Source organism: Rheinheimera fenheensis (assembly GCF_039871805.1).
Classification (GTDB): Bacteria; Pseudomonadota; Gammaproteobacteria; order Enterobacterales; family Alteromonadaceae; genus Alishewanella; species Alishewanella fenheensis.
Map to the genome: position 1 here is coordinate 131,855 of NZ_JBDPJM010000003.1, position 21,940 is coordinate 153,794.

Annotated in this window: 22 protein-coding genes; 16 read left to right on the top strand and 6 right to left on the bottom strand. The window is 50.0% G+C overall.

Going from position 1 to position 21,940, the window contains the following annotated elements; all coding sequences use genetic code 11:
- Positions 1-6: 6 nt before the first annotated feature.
- From ABGI61_RS06130 to ABGI61_RS06185, 12 genes are all read left to right on the top strand, one after another.
- Positions 7-1,386, top strand: a complete 1,380-nt coding sequence (locus tag ABGI61_RS06130) for a YcjX family GTP-binding protein (protein WP_347598453.1) — start codon at positions 7-9, stop codon at positions 1,384-1,386.
- Entirely contained in the window at positions 1,383-2,399 is a 1,017-nt protein-coding gene (locus tag ABGI61_RS06135; RefSeq protein WP_347598456.1) for a TIGR01620 family protein, read from the top strand. Before ABGI61_RS06130 ends, ABGI61_RS06135 begins: the two co-directional genes overlap by 4 nt.
- Positions 2,400-2,497: 98 nt before the next feature.
- Entirely contained in the window at positions 2,498-3,694 is a 1,197-nt protein-coding gene (locus ABGI61_RS06140; RefSeq protein WP_347598459.1) for a trans-sulfuration enzyme family protein, read from the top strand.
- A 182-nt stretch (positions 3,695-3,876) separates the two neighbouring features.
- The gene (gene phhA / locus ABGI61_RS06145) at positions 3,877-4,677 is read left to right on the top strand and encodes a phenylalanine 4-monooxygenase (RefSeq protein WP_347598462.1); all 801 of its coding nucleotides are present in this window, start codon (positions 3,877-3,879) and stop codon (positions 4,675-4,677) included.
- Positions 4,678-4,686: 9 nt separating this feature from the next.
- Complete coding sequence (locus ABGI61_RS06150; protein ID WP_068230013.1) at positions 4,687-5,028, top strand: 4a-hydroxytetrahydrobiopterin dehydratase; 342 nt, start codon at positions 4,687-4,689, stop codon at positions 5,026-5,028.
- Positions 5,029-5,229: 201 nt separating this feature from the next.
- Positions 5,230-6,792 carry a transcriptional regulator TyrR gene (tyrR, locus tag ABGI61_RS06155; protein WP_347598466.1) on the top strand — a complete coding sequence of 521 codons (1,563 nt, stop codon included), beginning with the start codon at positions 5,230-5,232 and terminating at the stop codon, positions 6,790-6,792.
- A gap of 214 nt (positions 6,793-7,006) precedes the next feature.
- Entirely contained in the window at positions 7,007-8,080 is a 1,074-nt protein-coding gene (gene hppD / locus ABGI61_RS06160) for a 4-hydroxyphenylpyruvate dioxygenase (protein ID WP_347598469.1), read from the top strand.
- Positions 8,073-9,206 (top strand): homogentisate 1,2-dioxygenase, encoded by a 1,134-nt coding sequence (locus tag ABGI61_RS06165; RefSeq protein ID WP_347598472.1) that lies wholly within the window; start codon positions 8,073-8,075, stop codon positions 9,204-9,206. Before hppD ends, ABGI61_RS06165 begins: the two co-directional genes overlap by 8 nt.
- A gap of 23 nt (positions 9,207-9,229) precedes the next feature.
- Complete coding sequence (locus ABGI61_RS06170; protein WP_347598475.1) at positions 9,230-10,246, top strand: fumarylacetoacetate hydrolase family protein; 1,017 nt, start codon at positions 9,230-9,232, stop codon at positions 10,244-10,246.
- A 227-nt stretch (positions 10,247-10,473) separates the two neighbouring features.
- Positions 10,474-11,112 (top strand): maleylacetoacetate isomerase, encoded by a 639-nt coding sequence (gene maiA, locus ABGI61_RS06175; RefSeq protein WP_347598478.1) that lies wholly within the window; start codon positions 10,474-10,476, stop codon positions 11,110-11,112.
- A gap of 198 nt (positions 11,113-11,310) precedes the next feature.
- A complete protein-coding gene (locus ABGI61_RS06180; protein ID WP_347598481.1) occupies positions 11,311-12,237 on the top strand; it encodes a chemotaxis protein in 927 nt (308 codons plus the stop codon).
- Positions 12,238-12,254: 17 nt separating this feature from the next.
- On the top strand, positions 12,255-12,464 hold the full coding sequence (locus ABGI61_RS06185; protein WP_008224177.1) for a hypothetical protein: 210 nt from the start codon (positions 12,255-12,257) through the stop codon (positions 12,462-12,464).
- A 26-nt stretch (positions 12,465-12,490) separates the two neighbouring features.
- Here the strand turns inward: ABGI61_RS06185 and ABGI61_RS06190 are convergent, their stop codons facing one another.
- Genes ABGI61_RS06190 through gloB form a run of 3 tightly spaced genes read right to left on the bottom strand, consistent with a single transcriptional unit; the run spans position 12,491 to position 15,419 of the window.
- Entirely contained in the window at positions 12,491-12,967 is a 477-nt protein-coding gene (locus ABGI61_RS06190; RefSeq protein WP_347598485.1) for a hypothetical protein, read from the bottom strand.
- A gap of 23 nt (positions 12,968-12,990) precedes the next feature.
- Positions 12,991-14,595: a LysM peptidoglycan-binding domain-containing protein gene (locus ABGI61_RS06195; RefSeq protein ID WP_347598488.1), complete on the bottom strand. Its 1,605-nt coding sequence runs from the start codon at positions 14,593-14,595 to the stop codon at positions 12,991-12,993.
- Positions 14,596-14,651: 56 nt separating this feature from the next.
- A complete protein-coding gene (gloB, locus tag ABGI61_RS06200; RefSeq protein WP_347598491.1) occupies positions 14,652-15,419 on the bottom strand; it encodes a hydroxyacylglutathione hydrolase in 768 nt (255 codons plus the stop codon).
- A gap of 39 nt (positions 15,420-15,458) precedes the next feature.
- Between gloB and ABGI61_RS06205 the strand changes: the two genes are divergently transcribed.
- On the top strand, positions 15,459-16,193 hold the full coding sequence (locus ABGI61_RS06205; protein ID WP_347598494.1) for a methyltransferase domain-containing protein: 735 nt from the start codon (positions 15,459-15,461) through the stop codon (positions 16,191-16,193).
- Between the two features lie 12 nt (positions 16,194-16,205).
- Here the strand turns inward: ABGI61_RS06205 and ABGI61_RS06210 are convergent, their stop codons facing one another.
- Together ABGI61_RS06210 and ABGI61_RS06215 are read right to left on the bottom strand one after the other, a co-directional pair.
- Entirely contained in the window at positions 16,206-16,736 is a 531-nt protein-coding gene (locus tag ABGI61_RS06210) for a GNAT family N-acetyltransferase (protein ID WP_347598498.1), read from the bottom strand.
- A 16-nt stretch (positions 16,737-16,752) separates the two neighbouring features.
- Complete coding sequence (locus ABGI61_RS06215) at positions 16,753-17,286, bottom strand: DUF2058 domain-containing protein (protein ID WP_347598501.1); 534 nt, start codon at positions 17,284-17,286, stop codon at positions 16,753-16,755.
- Positions 17,287-17,415: 129 nt separating this feature from the next.
- Here ABGI61_RS06215 and ABGI61_RS06220 point away from each other — a divergent pair, with 129 nt between their 5' ends.
- Both ABGI61_RS06220 and ABGI61_RS06225 read left to right on the top strand, forming a co-directional pair.
- Positions 17,416-18,741: a DEAD/DEAH box helicase gene (locus ABGI61_RS06220; RefSeq protein ID WP_347598504.1), complete on the top strand. Its 1,326-nt coding sequence runs from the start codon at positions 17,416-17,418 to the stop codon at positions 18,739-18,741.
- 269 nt (positions 18,742-19,010) lie between these two features.
- On the top strand, positions 19,011-19,223 hold the full coding sequence (locus ABGI61_RS06225; RefSeq protein ID WP_008224161.1) for a cold-shock protein: 213 nt from the start codon (positions 19,011-19,013) through the stop codon (positions 19,221-19,223).
- A gap of 102 nt (positions 19,224-19,325) precedes the next feature.
- Here the strand turns inward: ABGI61_RS06225 and dinB are convergent, their stop codons facing one another.
- Complete coding sequence (gene dinB / locus ABGI61_RS06230) at positions 19,326-20,390, bottom strand: DNA polymerase IV (RefSeq protein WP_347598507.1); 1,065 nt, start codon at positions 20,388-20,390, stop codon at positions 19,326-19,328.
- A 227-nt stretch (positions 20,391-20,617) separates the two neighbouring features.
- Between dinB and glyA the strand changes: the two genes are divergently transcribed.
- Positions 20,618-21,871 carry a serine hydroxymethyltransferase gene (gene glyA / locus ABGI61_RS06235; RefSeq protein WP_347598509.1) on the top strand — a complete coding sequence of 418 codons (1,254 nt, stop codon included), beginning with the start codon at positions 20,618-20,620 and terminating at the stop codon, positions 21,869-21,871.
- The last annotated feature ends 69 nt before the right edge of the window (positions 21,872-21,940 follow it).

Below are 21,940 nucleotides of genomic sequence, written 5' to 3' on the forward strand. Positions count from 1 at the left end.
TTGCCGGTGTCATTTCTCAGTCAACTTCAACATCAGGGGCGCGAGCTGACTGGCCGCGCCTTCGACCGTCACCTTCGCCTTGGCGTTACCGGGCTAAGTGGGGCCGGTAAAACGGCCTTTATCACGTCTCTAGTACACCAGCTCACGCAGGGCGATAGCAGCGATAACCTGCCGTTCTTTGCTGTAGTGCAACAGCAGCGTTTTCTGGGCGCGCGTTTAAGCCCGCAACCGCTTAGCGTGCCACGCTTTGCACTGGAGCAAAACCTTAGCTACCTGCAGCAAGAGCCGCCACAGTGGCCACCCTCTACCGTGGGCTTTAGCCAGCTTAACCTTAACCTGCGCTATAAAGCGGCTGAAGGACTGCGTGCCAGATTGCAACATCACAGCGAGCTGGCGCTTGAAGTGGTTGACTATCCCGGTGAGTGGCTGCTTGATTTACCACTGTTGGAGCTAAGTTATGCTAAGTGGTGTGAATTTAGCTGGCAGTTATTTTCCAGGCCGCATCGAAAAACCGCAGCAGAGACGTTTAAACAAGCGCTGCTAGCGGCCGATTTAAGCCGCAGCACGCCTGAGGTGCTACAGCAATTAACCGATGTCTATAAAGCCGTACTGCGACAGTTTCATCAGATCCCAGGCGCTTATTTAAACCAGCCCGGTAGGGTACTGGTACCCGGCGAGCTGGCTGGGGCACCCATGCTACAATTATTTCCACTCTTGCCTGAACAGCTTGAAGGTTCACCGGCGCTGGCAAAACAGCTGGAACAGCATTACCAAAGCTATTGCCAGCATGTGATTAAGCCCTTTTATCAGCAGTATTTTGCCCGGCTCGACCGCCAGGTTATTTTGGTCGACTGTCTGGCTGCATTAAATGCCGGTGCCGATGCGTTAGCCGAGCTTAGTCAGGCGCTCAAACTTATTCTGCAGAGCTTTCAGTACGGGCCGGCTGGCGTGTTAAGCCGCTTGTTTAAGCCGCGTATCGATAAAGTGCTATTTGCTGCCAGCAAAGCCGATCACGTCACCCCGGAACAGCACAAAGCGCTGACACTACTACTGCAACAGTTGTTGCAACAGCCGTTAAAGCAAAGCCAGTATCAGGCCGCGACGTCTGAGGCTATGGCTATTGCTGCCATTCGCGCCAGCGACAGCGGCTATGTGCAAATTGATGGTTTGGCGCAGCCCTGTTTAAGTGGCACCACAGTGGCGGGCAAAACGGTTACCTACTTTCCCGGCGAAGTGCCGGCGGTGCAGCCGGATACGAAGCTGTTCGCGCAGCATAAATTTGAATTTGTTGACCTAAGACCGCAGCCATGGCGCGATAATACTGCCTTGCCGCATATTCGCATGGATCATGTGCTGCAATTTTTGCTCGGAGATAAACTCAGATGAGCCCGTTAAAACAAGCGCGTTTTTTTGCTGACAAAACGCTGGCCGAGCCTGCGCCGCTGCAAGGCCCTATGGCCTTAGACGGTGAGCAAATGCAGCCTGATAGCGTCAGTACTGAGGTAGCGGCTAAGCCATCCGCCAATTGGTGGTGGCGGCTGGCCGGCGTTACCTTAATTGGGTTGCTGCTGTTATCAATCTGGCAATGGTGGCAGTGGCTGGCGCAAAGCTGGCAACAGCATTGGCTGTACGGTACGGCAGTGAGCCTCATTTCATTGGCGCTTTTGGTGTTACTGGCGGCACTGGGGTGGCGCGAGCTGATGCTGTGGCGGCGTTTGGCACGTAACCGCCACTGGCAACAAAGTGCCGAACGTATTGCAAACAGTGTGCAATATGGTGAGGCTGCAGCCTTGTGTCAGGCGATAGCGCAGAGCCTGGCACCCAGTGCTGAGCTTGATGCCGCACTGCAGCAGTGGCGCAGTACGGTAAAAGCTGAGCATAGTGACGAAGAGCAGTTACAACTGTTTGAGCAGCTGGTGTTAGGCCCGCTGGATAAACAGGCGCAACAGCTTGTTTATCGCGCGGCGACCGATACCAGCATGGCGGTTGCGGTAAGCCCGTTCGCGCTGGCTGACATGTTGCTGGTGTTGTGGCGCAGCAGCCGTTTACTGCGTGAATTGGCGCAGCTGTATGGCGGCCGTATTGGTCAGCTGCGCAGCCTGGTGCTGCTAAAACAGCTTTTAAGTGCACTGCTGTGGGCCGGTGGCTCTGAACTGGCACTTGATATGGCCTCTGACGTGGTAAGCGGTGAGTTAACCGCGAAAATTTCTGCCCGCGCCGGCCAGGGCATTATCGCCGGGTTACTGGTAGCGCGGCTGGGTAACCTGGCCCAACAACGGCTGCGTCCACTACCTGCCAGCCAGACCGCGAAAATCAGCCTTAGCGCACTGAGTAAAGCGCTGTTGCAGCGCTTTAAAACGGCTGTGCAAATTAAAGCTGACAGCCCTTCACAACGTTAAGATGATACCGCCAGACTGCAAGATGTCTGGCGTGCTTCCATTCATAGCGGAATCTGCTATTTGTAATTGCGTCTTCCACTTTCTACAGCAGTATTGCTATGCACGATAATAATAAAAACGCCGAAACCCTTTGTATTCATGCCGGTAAAGAAAAAAACCAACATGGCACCTTAGCCACACCGCTTTATCAAAGCTCGACCTTTGTGTTTGACAATGCCGAGCAGGGCGCCGCCCGCTTTGCCGGCGAAGCCGAGGGTTATATTTATACCCGGTTAGGTAACCCAACGACGCGCGAACTGGAGCTTAAAATAGCGGCGCTGGAGGGTATGGCCGATGCCGCGGCAACTGCTACCGGTATGGGCGCAGTCGCCGCCAGTACCATGGCTTTTTTGCAGCAGGGTGATCATCTTATTGCCAGTAAGGCGATTTATGGCTGCAGTTTTGCACTGTTTAACCATATGTTTGCCCGCTATGGTATTGACGTCAGTTTTGTTGATATGACAGACCATGCGGCGGTGGAGCTGGCAGTAAAGCCTAATACCAAAATGCTGTTCGCCGAAACGCCGATAAACCCCAATATGGTGGTGCTGGACTTGGCTTTTTTAGCCGATGTGTGCCGCCGGCATCAGCTTATTTCGGTGATCGATAACACCTTTATGACGCCGCTGCTGCAAAAGCCAGCTGACTATGGCATTGATATTGTTATCCACAGTGCGACCAAGTACCTGAATGGCCATGGTGATGTGGTCGCAGGGCTTATAGTTTCAGACCGTGAAACGATAACAACCATCAAGCTAACCACGCTCAAAGATATGGGTGCTACCATCAGCCCGCACGACGCCTGGCTGATTATCCGCGGGTTAAAAACGCTGGCGGTAAGGGTAGAGCGCCACTGCAGTAATGCGCAAAAAGTGGCTGAGTTTTTAGCATCGCATCCGGCGGTGCGCGAAGTGTATTACCCAGGCTTGCCCAGCCACCCGGGGTACAAATTTATTGGCAGCCAGATGAAAGCTGCCGGTGGTGTACTGGCATTTGAACTGAACGCCAGCCTGGACGAGAGCCGCTATTTTATCAACCAGTGCCAGCTGTTAAGCCTGGCGGTAAGCCTTGGGGATGCCGAATCGCTTATTCAGCATCCTGCTTCCATGACGCACAGCCCGTACACCGCCGAAGAGCGGCAAATGGCGGGTATTAGCGATGGCTTAATCCGTGTATCAGTAGGGCTTGAGCATGTCGATGATATTATTGCCGATCTGGCGCAGGCGCTGAGTAAGATGCAGCAGTTGCAGCGTTGAGCGTTTTATTTGTAAGCCATTCTTTACGCTTTTAGCGTTAACTTTAGCCGGCAACGAGATTAACTCTTGCCGTGCTATCGCTTAGTATCCGCACTAACTAATTATCTGCCTAAAGCACACTACAAATATTCGCGCAGATAAGCGGGATACCCCGTATAACAGCATTAAGCAACAGGTTGTCTATGAGTAAGTCGAGTAAGTACGTTTCCCGTCAGTCTGATGAAAACGGCTTTATTGCCTGGTCAGATGAAGAGAATCAAATTTGGCATGAGCTGATCACCCGTCAGCTTGGCGTAATTAAAGGTAAAGCCTGCGACGAGTATATGGCCGGGCTGGATAAACTGCAGCTGCCGACCGACCGCATTCCGCAACTGGAAGAAGTGAGTAAAGTATTACGCGTCACTACCGGTTGGGAATGTGCCGAAGTGCCGGCGCTGATTAGCTTTGATAAGTTTTTTGAACTGCTGGCCAGTAAACGTTTTCCGGTGGCGACTTTTATCCGCTCGCGCGAAGAGTTTGATTATCTGCAAGAGCCGGATATTTTCCATGAAATTTTTGGCCACTGCGCCATGCTGACCAATCCGGCCTTTGCCGAGTTTACCCATATCTACGGCAAACTGGGCCTGGCCGCCAGCAAGCAGGACAGGGTATACCTGGCGCGGTTGTACTGGTTTACCATTGAGTTTGGTTTATTAAGCACGCCAGATGGCCTGCGCATTTATGGTGGCGGTATTTTATCTTCACCCGGTGAAACCAAGTATGCGCTGGAATCAACCGTGCCAGAGCGTAAACCGTTTGACGCGCTTGATGTACTGCGTACACCTTACCGCATTGATATTATGCAGCCGATTTATTTTATGATTGAGCGTATTGATCAGTTGTTTGATATTGCCCAGCTGGATCTGATGGCGCTGGTTGAGCAAGCCAAAGCACTGGGGCTACATGCGCCTAAATTTCCGCCAAAAGAAAAACAAGCAAGTTAGGATAAAGTGATGTCTGAATTAAAAGCGATGCAATGTGAAGCCTGCCGTGCTGATGCGCCTAAAGTGTCTGATGCCGAATTGCCCGAGTTAATGCGCCAGATCCCGGACTGGACGCCAGTGGTGCGTGATGGCATTTTGCAGCTGGAGCGTGAGTTTAAATTTAAAAATTTCAAGCTGGCCTGGGCTTTTCATAACAAAGTGGCCGAGCTGGCTGAAGCTGAAGGCCACCACCCGGCACTGTTGCTGGAGTGGGGCAAGCTGACGGTGACCTGGTGGTCTCACTCGATTAAAGGCCTGCATAAAAACGACTTTATTTGTGCTGCCAAAACCGATGCTTTGCTATCGGCTTAAATCTTCGCCCGACAACTAAGTTAGCAGCGTGGCGCTAACGCGCCGCGCTGCTGAGTATAATAGCACTGCTGTTCCCGTTATCTGCCGCATCGGCATTGTCAACTGTCTTTTTGTTCACATTTCTTTACAAAAGCACTGGTCTCTTGTTCGCGTTATACCGTATTATGCTGCTCATTCCATAGTCGTGAGGCACTTTGCGGTATGCGGTTAGAAATTCAATGTCAGAACCGGCTCGGGCTGGCACAAGAAGTTTTAAATGTTCTGGTAAGTTATCAGTTAGACCTGCGTGGTATTGAGGTTGATCCCAGCTTAAGCCGGATGTACGTGTCGTTTCCTACCGTTAACTTTGAAAAGTTTCAGGAGCTGATGGCGAAGATGCGCCGTATCGCCGGGGTGGAGGATGTAAAAACCACCGCTTTTATGCCGTCAGAACGTGAGCACAACGAGCTGTCGACCTTGTTAAAAACCCTGCCGGATGGCCTTATCGCGGTAGACAGCAAAGCCAATGTCACGGTAATTAATGATGCGGCGCTGGACGTGTTAGCAGTCAGTCAGGAAGCGATTGTCGGCCAGTCGCTGCAGGGCATGGTAAAAGGCTTTAACTTTCAGCGCTGGCTGGAGGCTGACGAAGTGCTGGCGCAAACCCGCCGGCTTGAAATTCACGGCAAACGTTTCGTTGCCGATATTCTGCCGGTCATGGTGCCGGATGAAAGCGGCCATGAAATTCTGGCCGGTGCCGTCATTAACTTAAAATCTGAAAGCCGGCTGGGCCAACATATGGTGGCGTTTAAAAAAGGTGATCAGGAAAGTTTTAACACCTTGCAGGCGCACAGCAATTTAATGCGCAAAGTGGTGCGAGAAGCGAAAAAAATGTCGCAGCTGGATGCACCTATTCTCATTATGGGCGAAACCGGCACCGGCAAAGAGCTGCTGGCCCGCGCTTGTCATGCTGCCAGTAGCCGCAGTGGCAAGCCGTTTTTAGCGTTAAATTGTGCATCACTGCCTGACAATGTTGCTGAATCTGAGTTGTTCGGCTACGGTGCTAATGCCTTTCCTGGCACCACTGAGGGTAAAAAAGGCATTTTTGAGCAGGCCAATGGTGGCACGGTATTTTTAGATGAAGTGGGTGAGATGTCACACCAGCTACAAACCAAGCTGATCCGCTTTTTACAGGATGGCAGTTTCCGCCGCGTGGCCGATGAAAATGAAGTCAAAGTGGATGTACGGGTGATTTGCACCACGCAAAAAGACTTACCCGGCATGGTGCAGGAAGGTAAATTCCGCGAAGACTTGTTCTACCGCTTAAACGTACTGACATTGGCGTTGCCGGCACTGCGTGAGCGTAAACAAGACATAGTGCCATTGGCTGAGTTTTTTATTGCCCGTTTTGCCGCCCGTTTAGGCCGTAAAGCGCCGAAACTCACCGACAGCTGCGCGACTTTTCTACAAAACTACCCCTGGCCTGGCAATGTGCGCCAACTGGAAAATGCTTTATATCGTGCCATTACGCTTTTGGAAGGCTTTGAACTGGATAAAGAGCACTTACAACTGCCCAGCTACAACAATGACTTTGGTTATTTAGAGCAGGACTTTGACGGTACGCTGGATGAAGCAGTGAAACGCTTTGAAGCCAACTTGTTACGTAAGCTGTTTCCGGCTTACCCCAGCTCGCGCCAGCTGGCGAAAAAGCTGGGCTTAAGTCACACTGCCGTGGCGAATAAACTACGTGACTACGGTATAAATCGTAAGAGTGTAAAAATATAATTACGCTTTGTCTGTAAAGTAATACAAAACCAGGGCCGCCAATGCCAGTTGGTGGCCCTTTTTTACCCTTTTTCGGTAATTTGTGCGTTTCGTAGCGCCAACTTTACAAAACCAGCCTTTGGCCCTGTTTGAGGTGTCGGCTGTTGGCCTCTTCCTTTTTTTTGCCGCTAGCGCATTATTAGCGCCATTAACGACATAGCAGGGAACAATACCAATGTTAGATAAAATTAACCCACTGGGTACCGATGGTTTTGAATTTGTGGAATACACCGCAGCTGACGCTGATGGTATTCAAAAGTTAAAAGATTTGTTTTACTCACTTGGTTTTACCGAAGTGGCAAAACACCGCTCTAAACAAGCCTGGCTGTACAAGCAGGGGGATATCAATTTTATCGTCAACGCAGAGCCTAATTCTCAGGCTGAAGAGTTTGCCCGCGCGCATGGCCCAAGCGTCTGCGCTATGGCCTTTCGGGTAAAAGATGCGGCTCATGCGTTAAAACATGCTGTTGCAAATGGTGCGAAAGAGTACAAAAACCAAATTGGCCCAATGGAGCTGAATATTCCGGCCGTATACGGTATTGGCAGCAGCCTGCTGTACTTTGTTGATCGCTATGGCGCAAGCAGTGTGTATGACATTGACTTTAAATACTACGACAACTGGCAGGTAGATATGGCCAAACATGGTGTTGGCCTGGAAGTACTGGATCATTTGACGCACAACGTGATGCGCGGCAACATGAATGTCTGGGCCGGCTTCTATGAGAACATCGGTAATTTCCGTGAAATCCGTTATTTTGATATCGAAGGTAAGTTAACCGGTCTGGTATCAAAAGCGATGACAGCGCCGTGCGGTAAAATTCGTATTCCAATTAATGAGTCGTCTGATGACAAGTCACAAATTGAAGAGTTTATCCGTGAATACAAAGGCGAAGGCATTCAGCATATCGCTTTAACCACAGAAAATATTTATGACACTGTGCGTACCCTGCGCAGCCGTGGCATGGAGTTTATGCCAACACCTGACACATACTACAATAAGGTAAATGAGCGGGTAGAAGGCCATACCGAAGATTTGGATCAACTGCGCGAGCTGCGCATTCTGATTGACGGCGCGCCAATGAAAGATGGCATCTTGCTGCAAATATTCACTAAAACAGTCATTGGCCCGGTGTTTTTCGAAATTATCCAGCGTAAAGGCAATGAAGGCTTTGGCGAGGGTAACTTTAAAGCGCTGTTTGAATCGATTGAAGAAGACCAAATTCAGCGCGGAGTTTTAAGCAATGCGTAAATGGGCATCGTTTCCGTTAAAGGAAGGGGATGTATCACGTCAGGCGCATGCTGATTTTCCTGAGCAGGCGATATACGAGCGCGAAACCGGCCGTAGTGGCTTTTTTGGCCCGGCGACGCACTTTCATCATCGTCATGCGCCGACCGGCTGGACTGACTGGCAGGGCCCCTTAAGGCCGCACCTGTTCAACTTTAATGAGATTGGCAAGGACAACGTCAATTCGCCCTGGGCAGTGCCAAACCTGCTGTTTAATGCGCATTGCAAAATGCGCACCTGGCGTTTAAGTGAAAATATGAGCAAGCTGGTGCGTAATGCCGATGGTGATGAACTGCTGTTTATCCACGAAGGCAGCGCTGAGCTTTACTGTGACTACGGCCATATGACAGTGCGCGACGGTGATTATATTGTGATCCCGCGTTCCACCATGTGGCGCTTAGAGCCAAAAGAGCCGATGTTTATCCTGCTGATTGAGGCCACTAACGACAGCTATCAGCTGCCGGAAAAGGGCCTGGTAGGTAACCATGCTATTTTTGACCCGGCCATGCTTGATACGCCAAAAATAAACGAGGCCTTTAAAGCGCAATACAGCGAAGACAGCTGGCAGGTTGAGGTAAAACGCCACGGCCAGGTGTCAGTAATTACTTACCCCTACAACCCGCTGGATGCCATTGGCTGGCACGGCGATTTAGCAGTAATGCGCATTAACTGGCGCGATATCCGCCCGCTGATGAGCCATCGCTATCATCTGCCGCCCTCGGCGCATACGACCTTTGTGGCACAGCGTTTTGTGGTGTGTACCTTTGTGCCAAGGCCTATCGAGAGCGATCCGGGTGCATTAAAAGTGCCGTTTTATCATAACAACGATGATTATGATGAAGTGCTGTTTTACCACGCCGGTGATTTTTTCAGCCGCGACAATATCGAAAAAGGGATGGTGACCTTTCACCCCGCCGGTTTTACCCATGGTCCGCATCCGAAAGCCTTTCAGGCTGGCCTGGAGTACCGTAAAAAGTTTACCGACGAAGTAGCGGTAATGCTGGATACCCGCGATGCGCTGGAAATGGGTGAGGCGGCGCTGGTCACTGAGAATCCGGAATACGTTAACAGCTGGAAAGTAAAACCCTGAGCACGGTTGGTTAAGGATAAAACATGAAGTTAGCAAGTTTAAAAAATGGCAGCCGCGATGGCCTTCTGGTGGTAGTTAGCCGCGATTTAAGCCGCTGTGTGGCAGTGCCGGCAGTGGCGGCGACCATGCAGCAGTTGCTGGATAACTGGGCACAGTTAAGTGTCAGGCTTGAAGAAGTATATCAGGCACTGAACAGCGGCAAAGTAGATGGCGAAATGGTCTTTGATCAGGCGCAATGTGAATCACCGCTGCCACGTGCTTATCAATGGGCTGATGGCAGTGCTTACGTTAACCACGTAGAGTTGGTGCGTAAAGCACGTAATGCCGAAATGCCACCGAGCTTTTGGACCGACCCATTAATGTATCAGGGCGGCTCAGACGATTTTATTGGCCCGCGTGACAATATCGATGTAGTAAGCGAAGACTACGGCATCGATTTTGAAGGCGAAGTGGCAGTGATTACCGATGATGTGGCGATGGCGTCAAGTGCCGATGAGGCGCGCAGCAAAATCCGCTTAATTATGCTGGTAAACGATGTGTCACTGCGTGGCCTTATTCCGAACGAGCTGGCCAAAGGCTTTGGTTTCTTCCAGTCAAAGCCGGCATCGGCTTTTAGCCCGGTAGCGGTAACGCCGGATGAACTGGGTGATAAATGGCTGGACGGTCGGGTGCATCTGCCGCTGCTGTCTACTTATAACGGCAAGCTGTTTGGTAAACCTAATGCCGGTGTTGATATGACATTCGACTTTGGCCAACTGGTTGCGCATGCGGCCAAAACCCGTAACCTGGGCGCTGGCGCTATTATTGGCTCAGGCACTGTGTCAAACAAACAGGGCACAGATCACGGTACCTCGGTAGATGAGGGCGGCGTGGGATATAGCTGTATTGCCGAGATCCGCATGATTGAAACTATCCGCGATGGCAAGCCTTCAACCTCTTTTATGAAGTTTGGCGATTCTATCCGTATGGAAATGCTGGACGAGCAGGGAAATAGCATTTTTGGTGCTATTGATCAGCAAGTGGTGAAGTATAACGCCTGAGTCTGATTCAGGTTCGGTAGCATCACTACGTACATTTTTTCCGCGACACGCCGTAAACCCATCCCTGGGGGCTCGTTTGTAAACGTCTTCCATGACGTTTACCCTTAAAGGGCCAGCGGCGCTGTCCAAATTCGTTCCTGACGAATTTGTCAGGCCGTCCAGGCCTTCAACGGTCGCGGAAAAAAGTACATCCGCGCTGCTACCAGGTCAATTTCAGAGGACAGATCATGAAACTTTATGGCTACTGGCGTTCATCTGCCGCTTATCGGGTGCGCATCGCACTGAATTTAAAGCAGCTTAGTTTTGACAACCTGCCAGTGCATCTGGTGAAAAACGGCGGCGAACAGCATAGCGACAGCTACAAAGCGCTAAACCCGGCGCAGTTGGTACCTACCCTGATAGATGGTGAGCTTAGCCTGAACCAGTCGCTGGCCATAATTGAATACCTGGACGAAATGTACCCACAGCCAGCGCTATTACCCGAAGGTGCAGCAGAGAAAGCCCAGGTACGCGCTCTGGCGCTGGATATCGCCTGTGATATTCACCCGCTGAACAACTTACGGGTGCTGCAGTACCTGACCGGCACGCTGGCGGTAACTGAGCAGCAAAAGCAGGCGTGGATAACGCACTGGTTAAACACCGGTTTTACCGCACTGGAACAACGCTTAGCGCAAAGTGCTGGTCAGTACTGTTTTGGTGATAGCGTAACACTGGCCGATATCTGTCTGGTGCCACAAGTTTACAACGCTCAGCGTTTTGCCTTAGATATGACGCCATATCCTTATATCAGCAAGGTTTATCATAACTGCATGCAACTGGCTGCCTTTGCCTTAGCTGCGCCTGAGCAACAACCTGACGCGCAGTAAAGCTACCGGCTGCATGGCAGCCGGTATCATCTTTCTTTTTTCTCTTTTCTCTTTTCTCTAGACGATTAACCAGAGTCGCCTATGCTTAGTTAAGTTTATACTACGATTTGTCAGCAGTTGATTGCGTGAACAGCGGTAACATGTTGTAGTGGATAGCATTAATAATCAAAAACGGCGAAGCCGGTGGAGTAGGCAAGCATGAGTAAATTGATGGCGGCAGTAAACCAGCGGACTAATCTGGTTGGCAATAACCGGCTGGAACTCTTGTTGTTTCGTTTACGCGGGCCGCAGCCGTTTGGCATCAATGTGTTTAAAGTGCGTGAAGTGTTGCAGTGCCCTGAGCTGACCGAAATGCCGGGCTCAAGCCCCCATGTCAGAGGCATTGCCCATTTACGCGGCGTGCCGGTGATGGTAATTGACTTAAGCCAGGCAACCGGCGGCAAGCCAATAGAAGATTTATCCACTGCCTATGTGCTGGTTACCGAATACAACCGTCATACTCAAGGTTTTTTAGTTAGCAGTGTTGACCGCATCGTAAACACTAATTGGGACCAGATTATGCCGCCGCCTAAAGGCGCTGGAGCTGGGCATTATCTGACTGCGGTAACAGAGATAGATGGCAAGCTGGTACAAATTATTGATGTTGAGAAAGTGTTCTCTGAGATCACGCCAGTTAATGAAGATGTGAGCGAGGACGTAAAAACCAAGGCAACCGAGCGTAATTTTGACGATCTGATTGTTCTGGTGGCAGACGACTCCGCCGTGGCACGCAACCAGGTAAAACGGGCACTGAGCTCAATTGGTATAAGGGTTGAACTGGTTAATGACGGAAAACTGGCATTAGACTGGCTAAACGCGAAAGCTGCTGAACTCGGTGGTGATATTTCTGCTAAGGTGCCGTTGCTGATTTCTGACATTGAAATGCCAGAGATGGATGGTTATACCTTAACAGCTGAAATTAAAGCCGATCCGCAGCTGCGTAATATGCATGTCGTGTTGCACTCTTCGCTGAGCGGCGTGTTTAACGAAGCTATGGTGAAAAAAGTGGGAGCTGATCAGTTTATTGCTAAATTTCACCCTGATGAGTTAGTCTCAGCAGTACAAAAGTGGATGACAACCGATTAGTTGTTGCAGGAAGTAGTATGAAAATAGCTTTACCCAAGCGCTGGATAAACCGCACCCTGGTATTATTGGGATTATTTGGCGTGGTGTTTCAACTGACCGCTGCAGTATATGCCTGGTGGCATGGTATTAGTTTGCAGGCCGGATGGCTACTGACCCTGGCAGCGCCTTTACTCTGTGTGGCTTCAGGGGCTATACCGGCTTTGCAGCTACAAAAAGAAGCGCAGTAGCTACCTGCCACATCAATAAAAGCCAGCTATTTAGCTGGCTTAAGCATGCCTTCTACCCGCACTTCCTTGATACCCTGTTCAGTAAACATAAAATTTATCTGACCCGGGCCGCGGTTAAAGTAATAACGCTCATCATTTATCTGCAAAACAAAGCCACCTCTGGCATTTGTCAGGCTGCTATCCTGATACAGGTTTATCTGGTATTGCTCTAATTCAAAATCAAAACCGGTAAGCGGCTCGTTAATAAAATCAGCTACCCACACCTGTTTGTCGTCTTGTAGCACCAGCGCCAAAGTGTATTTTCGTGGAACTGAAGGCACCATTACACTGTGGCGTCCAACGATAAAACGATACTGACCATCCTGGCGAAAGTAGCTAAAGCCAAAATCGAACGGCTGACTTTGGCCATTGGCCAGCTGCACAGTACCTTCGCCGTAAATATCAAATTGGGCATAAATTGAAGGACTCAATAGCAGCAAACTGAGTAACCACAAGTACTTCATTGGTATGCCCCCATCTTTATCAGCTATACCTGTGTGACATTTAAGATCAACTTAAGCTGTTGGCCAGGTTGCAGATATTGTGAAGTGTTAATGTTATTCCACTTCACAATATCTGCAACAGTTATACTAAAGCGCTGTGCAATTCTGGCGAGGGAGTCACCTTTACGCACTTTATAATTAACCGTACGAGATACACCACCTGCCCTGGTATCAGCCGCCTGCGCTTGCCAAATGACCAGTTGTTGACCTGTACGCAGCGGGGCACGTTGGGCGATACCGTTCCACTTGGCGATCTGTGATACGGTAACTTTGTGTTGGCGGCTCAAATCCCATAAGGTATCGCCTTGTTGCACAGTATAGGTTAGCTTGTTACCTAATGCTTGTTGCTGGGCTTTAGCTATGCGGTTTGGCGCACTTAAGTCATAGCTACTGCCATCCTCTGCCGACATTGGAATGAGCAAATGCTGCCCAAGCCGGATGGTATTGCCTTTTAACTTGTTGATGCGCTGAATTGCACTGATACTGGTGTTATGTTGCTTTGCAATTTTGCCAAGCGTATCTCCGGAGGCCACAGTATAGCGTTGCCAACGTAACCATTGCTGGCTTGGCGTTTGAGCCAGCTTCTGGTTAAAGGTCGCAGTGTGTTGTTTTGGCAGAACCAGATAATGCGGGCCATCAGGATCAGTCGCCCATTGGTTAAAGCCAGGATTCAGCGCTTGTAGTTCCGCTACCGTCAAGCCAGCCATTTCAGCCGCTATGGCTAAGTCGATTTGATTACCCACTTCAACAATATCAATTCTCGGCTCGTTGGCGATAAACTTCCAGACGATGTCAAAGTCATCCGGCCGTTTAAGAATATCAACCAGTGCCAGCAGTTTGGGCACATAAGCTGTGGTCTCTGCCGGTAAGTCGAGGGACCAGAAGTCCGTCGGTAAGCGCTTCTTCTTGTTGCGCTTTATCGCTGCTAAGATGCGGCCTTCACCGGAATTATAGGCTGCGATAGCATTAAGCCAATCGCCTTCTAAACGGTCATGTAGGTACTGCAGGTAATCGAGGGCAGCGCGGGTTGATGCAATAACATCACGGCGGCCGTCATACCAAAAATTTTGTTTCAAACCAAAGCGTTTACCGGTTGCTGGCATAAACTGCCACATGCCAGCCGCAGCGGCATGAGAGTAAGCAAAGGGATCAAAAGCACTTTCTACTATTGGCAGGAGCGCCAGCTCCAGTGGCATATTACGTTTTTCTATTTCTTGCACGATGTGATACAGAAATGGCTGTGCCCGGCTGGCGACGCGGTCTAAATAGGCCTGATGGCTGCTGTAGAAATTACGTTGTTCAACAATGGGCCGCGTTTGCGGCACGTTAAAGGTCAGTTGTAATTGAATACGCTGCCATAAATCCTCCAACTCGGTGGCGTCTGGCATAATTTGCTCAGGCGTTGGTGTGCTGCCTGCAGACCACAATCTGCTGGCGATCTGCTCTGCGTTGGCGGCACCGCGATGGAAGTCTGCATTTGAGGTTGGATTTGCCACCGTGGCTTGGTCAGTGACATCGTTGGTGGTGTTATTGCTAACGCAACCCGCGAGCATTAGGGCCGCAGCCACTGCAGAAAGTCTTTTCAACATTACTTCATTCCACATAGTAAAAAACGAATGTTACCGCGTCGGCAACCGATTGCAAGTTAAGCGTTAAAACGATCCTTAGCTTCTCTAAGCTGCGTGAACAGCGCTAAAGCGTCGTTTTGTTGCCATTTTGTTTGCAATTGGTTGTTATCACAGCGTAAAAATGGGTTGATTTGCTTTTCAATGCCCACAGTGGTGGGCAGGGTGGGCTTATTCTGTTGCCGTAAAAGGTCACAGTGCCTGGCATAATCGACCGCTAACTGATTATCAGGTTCCACTGATAAGGCAAACTTCAGGTTCGAACAGGTATATTCGTGCGTGCAATATATTCGCGTATCATCGGGAAGCTGACGTAAGCGCAGTAGTGATTGCCACATTTGCGCCGGGCTTCCCTCAAATAGCCGGCCACAACCTGCGCTAAATAAGGTATCACCACAAAACAAAACCTCAGCTGAATAAAACGCAATATGGCCCAGGGTATGGCCGGGTACAGCCACGACTTCAAATTTCAGATTAAGTTCAGCCAACACTACAATATCGCCATCCTGCACCAGTGTTGTCAGGCCCTTGATGCGATGCTGCTCAGCCGCAGGGCCTATGATCTGAACATCGGGGTATCGCTGTCGTAGAGTCTCTATGCCACCGGTGTGATCATGGTGATGATGAGTGATCAGAATACTGTGCAATTGTCTGCCCGTTTTGGCTAAAAAATTAAGCACTGGCGTAGCGTCGCCAGGGTCAACAACCAGACAATAAGACGTATCAGGCTGACAGAGAACCCAAATATAGTTATCCTCAAATGCAGGTAGAGCTGAAATCTGAATCATAATGACAGTGTTTAATAATCAATCCGGCCTCAATGTAACATGAAACCGGCACTAAGCGAAAAAGACCGCCAGGCACCCTCTGACTGGCGTCAGTTTAACCAGGGCGAGGCTTTGGCTCGTGCTATCGCTACTGTACTAGAACCCTGGTGGCAGCGAATATTTGGCTACTACTTACTGAAACTGGGCGATTTAAGCGCTCAGCTTGATACTTCGCAGTGCAAGGTGCGGCATCATATTAATGTTGGCCGCCACAGTGAGGCGCTAATGCTGCAAGCTGAGACCGATGCGCTACCGTTTAGTGAGCATAGTGTCGATGCGGTATTATTAAGCCACTGTCTTGAGTTTACCGGCGATCCACATCATGTAGTACGTGAGGCACACCGCGTGCTGCGAGCCGATGGCTACCTGTTGTTAACCGGTATGAATCCGTTTAGTTTGGTCGGTTTGGTAAGATTTTGGCCGGGCTTACAACACCGTTACCCCTGGCAGGGCCGGTTTTTTTCCGCTTCACGCATCAAAGACTGGCTACATCTGGTGGGTTTTGAAGTACTGGATGAGCAGCGTTTTTTTTTCTCGGCTATGCTGTCAAGCGACTACCATAATGGCAAAGCCAGGCAGTGGGCAGAGCGCCATCTAAATTATTTTGCTGCCAGTTACCTGATAGTGGCGCGTAAACGCGAACTGCCGCTGACACCTATACGGCCAAAATGGCAACTTAATACCGCTTTTTCTCAGCCGGTAAAAGGGGTCAGTGCCCGCCAACAAACCGACTAAGGGGCCAGCCAATCAGGCCTGTTGCAAGTACTGCTCAGCGCCTTTGATCGCCGCGGCAACTGTTAACGTCATAAAGTACAGCCGGCTGTTTTCAACCTCAGGCGGCGGGCTAATAACGAAGCCTAACTGTTGATAACAGCTGACAGCAATAGTGTTATGCCGGTGCACATATAGCGATATGTTGCGCTGTTGCTGGCCCAGTGCCTGAATAATAACCTCGTAAATTAGCACCTTTGCCAGGCCCTGGCCTCGCTGGTCAGGGCGTATAACCAGCCGTGCCAGATGATGACAACCAAAGCGATCACACAGCTGGCCAAAACCCAGTAACTCAGTACTGCTGTCTTGTTGGTCTGAGCCGATAAGCGCATAGCTTTGTGTACCCGGCCGGCATAGCTGCTGCAAAAAGCGCAGTTCACTGCAAGGGTAAGCAAAATTGTCACCGCCCCAGCTGTGTTGCTCGTCAGCGTTGTTAAACCAGCGACGCAGCTGACACATCTCTGCGACGCTGGCCAGCGCCAACTGCGGTTTTAATACCTGGCTCATTGCGTTAGTTACCGGCTTACCACATTAAATCATCCGGTACTTTGAAATCAGCGTACGGGTCGTCTTCATCCGTTTGTTGCTGTTTAACGTTAAGTACGATAATGCTATCGCTTTGGCGTTGTTTAATTTTCTCGGCGACGGCAGCAGGCACCAAATAATATTGCTCATCTTGCTTGGCAATGGCCAGCAAGCCACGACTTAGCTCGTCATGCAGCTTGTTGTTAACGTACAGCCGTTTGACTAACTTACCATCGGTAAAGTTATAGGCGACATCACCCTGCGCTTTTACTGTGTTGTTATTGATCAGCTGTTTTACCTGAGCGGCAATAGCTTTTTGCTGCAGAGCTGCCTGCTTTTGCTGGTTTAATAAGCGGTCACGCTCTATCTGCTGTTGGCGGCTTTGCTCGGCCAGAATACTGGCTTCATTCACTAGCTTCTGGTTTTTGCCGGCTTGCACTTTTTGCTGGTGCTTTTCTTTTTTTACCGCTTTAAGTTTTTTTGCATCAGCCAGGCCGGCTTTTAACAATTGTTCTTTTAACGCATTACTCATGTCTAATCCTGATAGCGCTCACAAGTGGGGAAAAAATCAGCTTAATAGTAGCGCAAAGCCGGGCAGTTTCGAAATCAAACTAACTCAAATTGGCCGCATCGGTTATCATATAGCGGTATTTTGCGGTTTATGAGGTTCACTTTGCCATTTAACGATTTAGCGCTTGACCCGCGCCTGCTGCGCTCGGTGCAGCATCTGGGGTTTGTCAAACCTACCGACATTCAGGCCGAAGCCATACCGGCAGTGATGGTAGGGCGCGATCTTATCGTGTCATCCCAAACCGGCTCGGGTAAAACCCTGGCCTATTTGCTGCCGATGATGCAGCGCTTGTTAAAAAGCCGGCCCCTGTCAAAACGTGACGCGAGGGCGCTGATCCTGGCGCCTACCCGTGAGCTGGCCAAACAAGTGTATGCCCAGCTGAGGTTGTTTGTCGCTAACACGCCGCTGACGTCAGCTTTAATTGTCGGCGGTGAAAATTTTAATGATCAGGAAAAGCTGCTGAAGCGCGAACCGGACATTATCGTAGCGACGCCAGGCCGTTTTGTTGATCATTTGGAACATAAATCAGTCTTTATTAATGGGCTTGAAGTGCTGATTCTCGATGAAGCCGATCGCATGCTGGATCTGGGTTTTATGCCACAACTGACCGTTATTAACAAAGCGGCCGATCACCGTTTGCGTCAGACACTGATGTTCTCCGCAACGCTCGACCACGCTGAAGTGGATGAACTGGCACTGGCTCTGCTGAGAAACCCTTACCGAGTAGCTGTAGGCGCCTCTTATCAGCAGCATCAGGATATCAATCAGCAGTTTTACCTGGCGGATCATTTAAGCCATAAAGAAGCGTTGCTGAGCCATTTTTTGCAGCAGGATGACATTAAACAGCTGATTATTTTTACCGCCACGCGCGAAGATGCCGAGCGCTTGGCGCTTTTGTGCCAAACCTTGGGTAAAACCGCGGTAGGGCTTAGTGGTAAGCTGTCGCAAAGTAGTCGTAATAGCGTAATGCAATCCTTCGCCAGCGGCAAATATCAGGTGTTGGTGACTACCGATCTAGCCTCGCGTGGCCTGGATTTACTGCAGGTATCGCACGTGATTAACTTTGATTTGCCCAAACATGCTGAAGAGTATGTGCACCGTATCGGCCGCACCGGACGGGCCGGTGCTAAAGGCACTGCCATTTCGTTAGTTGGGCCAAAAGATGTACCGGCCCTGCAGCGAATTGAAGCTTTCTTGCGTCAGGCTGTCAGTTATAGTGTCGTGCCGGGTCTGGAGGCCCGTTTTGATGGCAAACCGGCTGTGGTAGCAAAACCTAAATCAAATCAGCCACAAAAGAGTCTGAATAAGGCCAAAACAAAACCGGCCTCGAGCGTTAAAGCCAAAGTGGCAACTAAGCCACAATTTTTTCAGGGTGGCGATGATGGTTCGGCACCGGTTAAGCGCAAGCAAAAATAAATCAGTTGTTGATTATTTTTTCGGCAGCATTGCTGCTACACTCAAAGCGTTGTTGTTGTTTTAATGACAATAACAGGGTGATCAGCAGTGTGAAGCACATTACTGATCCGGCCAGAGCAGAAATATTTGCTGGCTAACCGGTAAGGTTATTGACCCCTCATATGGCTTAACTGATAATGAGGGCGAAAATATATACTAGCTAGCTGAAATGGCCGGTAATATTTAAGTCGCCAGCGTGCTGGCAAAATTAGTTAATGTAAGAGAGTGTTATGTCACAGTTAATTTCCGGCTCAGTTAAGTGGTTCAACGAAGAAAAAGGCTATGGTTTCCTGGAGCGCGAAGGCGGTAAAGACGTTTTTGTTCATTTCCGCGCGATCAACGGTACCGGCCGTAAAACTTTAGTTGAAGGTCAGAAAGTTACTTTTGAAGTAACTGAAGGCCAAAAAGGCCCACAAGCTGAAAACGTAACTGTTGTCGGATAAGTCCGGCCAGGCTTGCATAAAACCGGCTTTTGCCGGTTTTCTGTTATCTGGAGTCTGCTAAATTGGTTTTTACTTAGGCGAGCTCTGTTAAGCCAGCCTTTGCTAAAACGGTAGTGTGAGTTGCTGTAAGGCCGCCGTTTTAAACCCTACCTGTAGGCCAATTAACCGCACACCTTGTTGTTGTCGGCGTTGCCAGGCTTCATCTAACAGCGGTAGCAGGTTATCCAACTCCAGCGGCTGGCCCTGTTTTTCTACCGTGGTTTGGCGAAAATCACTGAACTTCAGTTTAATGCCCACTTTTTGCACCGGTGTCATCCGTCCGGCGTTGCTGTTGCGATAATGCTCCAACCGTCGTTGTAACTGTGGTAACAACTGGCTTAAAGTCTCTATACATTCAGTGTAGTTTTGCAGATCCTGCTCCAACGTGCGCTCTACCCCCAGCGATTTACGTTGTTCATTGCTGCACACTGGCCGCTCATCTATACCCTGGCTGCGTTTTAGCAGGCTATCTGCCTGAGCACCAAAATGCTTAACCAGCAGAGCGAGTGGTGCCGTAGCAATATCACTACAGCTGTTAAGGCCAAGCTGAGTGAGTCGCTCAGCGGTTTTACTGCCGACACCCGGCAAGCGTCGCAGCGGCAGTGTTTTGACAAAATCGCTTACCTGATCCGGCGTGATAACAAACAGGCCGTCGGGTTTGTTTTCGTCACTGGCAATTTTGGCTAAAAACTTATTCGGTGCCACACCGGCAGAAGCGGTAAGCCCGGTTTCCAGATAAATACTGCGACGGATATCTTCGGCAATACGTGTTGCACTACCTTTAAACAGTTGGCAGTCACTAACATCAAGGTAGGCTTCGTCCAGTGACAACGGCTCTATATGTTGAGTATATCGCGAAAAAATAGCGCGTATTTGCGCACTGGCAGCTTTGTATTTTTCCATATTACCGCTAAGTAGTGTTAACTGTGGGCACAACTTCAATGCCTGGCCGGTTGGCATCGCCGAGCGCACGCCATAAGCGCGAGCCGGGTAGTTACAGGTTGAAATAACGCCGCGGCTTTGTCGCGAGCCGCCAATGGCAATAGGGATATGACGCAGCGCTGGGTTATCACGCATTTCCACGGCAGCAAAAAAACAGTCCATATCAATGTGTATGATTTTGCGCATAGTGATGCCAAGGCTGTTTATATATACAGTATAATAGGCAGCCCTCATTGACTTGTAAAGCAGAGAACACAGTTAAGATAATGCCTTGTCTTTGTAGCCGTTTAGATGGCTAAATATCGGGTGCATAAAAATCAAATTAGCGGTAGAATAGCGGCCAATTTTATCTGCCCGTATTACTGTACTGCATTTTATTAAGACTAGCCGCGTAAGCCGCACCAGGAGAGAGCATGTTAAAGCGTGATATGAATATTGCCGATTTCGACCCGGAATTATGGCAAGCCATAACCCAGGAAACTGACCGTCAGGAAGCTCATATTGAGCTGATTGCGTCAGAAAACTACGCCAGCCCGCGCGTACTGCAGGCACAGGGCTCTCAACTGACCAACAAGTATGCCGAAGGCTATCCGCACAAACGTTACTACGGTGGCTGCGAGTATGTCGATATCGCTGAAGATTTAGCCATTGCCCGCGCCAAAGAGTTGTTTGGTGCAGACTATGCAAACGTGCAGCCGCATTCTGGTTCACAGGCCAACTCGGCCGTGTTTTTAGCACTGTTAAACGCCGGTGACACCATTTTGGGCATGAGCCTGGCGCACGGTGGCCATTTAACCCACGGTGCACACGTTAGTTCCTCAGGTAAGCTGTACAAAGCGGTACAGTATGGCCTGCACCCTGAAACAGGCGTAATTGATTATGACCAGGCCGAAGCCTTAGCGCTGGAGCATAAGCCTAAGTTGATCATCGCCGGCTTCTCGGCATATTCAGGTATTGTTGACTGGCAACGTTTTCGTGATATCGCCGATAAAGTCGGCGCTTATCTGATGGTGGATATGGCGCATGTTGCCGGTTTAGTGGCTGCAGGTTTGTACCCTAACCCCGTACCAGTGGCAGATGTCGTCACCACCACTACGCACAAAACGCTGGCCGGCCCACGCGGTGGGTTAATTCTGGCGCGCAAAAACGAAGAGATTGAGAAAAAACTAAACTCAGCGGTATTCCCAGGTGGCCAGGGCGGCCCGCTAATGCATGTTATCGCCGCTAAAGCGGTAGCCTTTAAAGAGGCACTGCAGCCAGAGTTTAAAGCCTATCAGCAGCAAGTGCTGAAAAACGCTGTAGCGATGTGTGACGCTATGATGGCGCGCGGTTATAAAATTGTCTCAGGTGGTACACAAAACCATCTGTTCCTGATGGACTTAATCGACAAAGACATCACCGGTAAAGAAGCCGATGCCTGGTTAGGGCAGGCGCACATTACTGTGAACAAAAACTCGGTGCCGAACGATCCACGCTCGCCTTTTGTGACTTCTGGCCTGCGCATTGGTACCCCGGCTATTACCCGCCGTGGCTTTGCTGAAGCTGAAGCCCGCACTGTGGCTAATTTGATCTGTGATGTACTTGATAGCCGTGGTGATGCGGCAGTGATTGACAAAGTACGCAGCCAGGTTAGCGAGCTGTGCAGCCGTTTCCCGGTTTATGCCTAAGCGCTGATTAAGTGCTATGATGGCCGCTATTGCGGCCATTTGTTTATCTGGCTGGTTAAGATCACACGC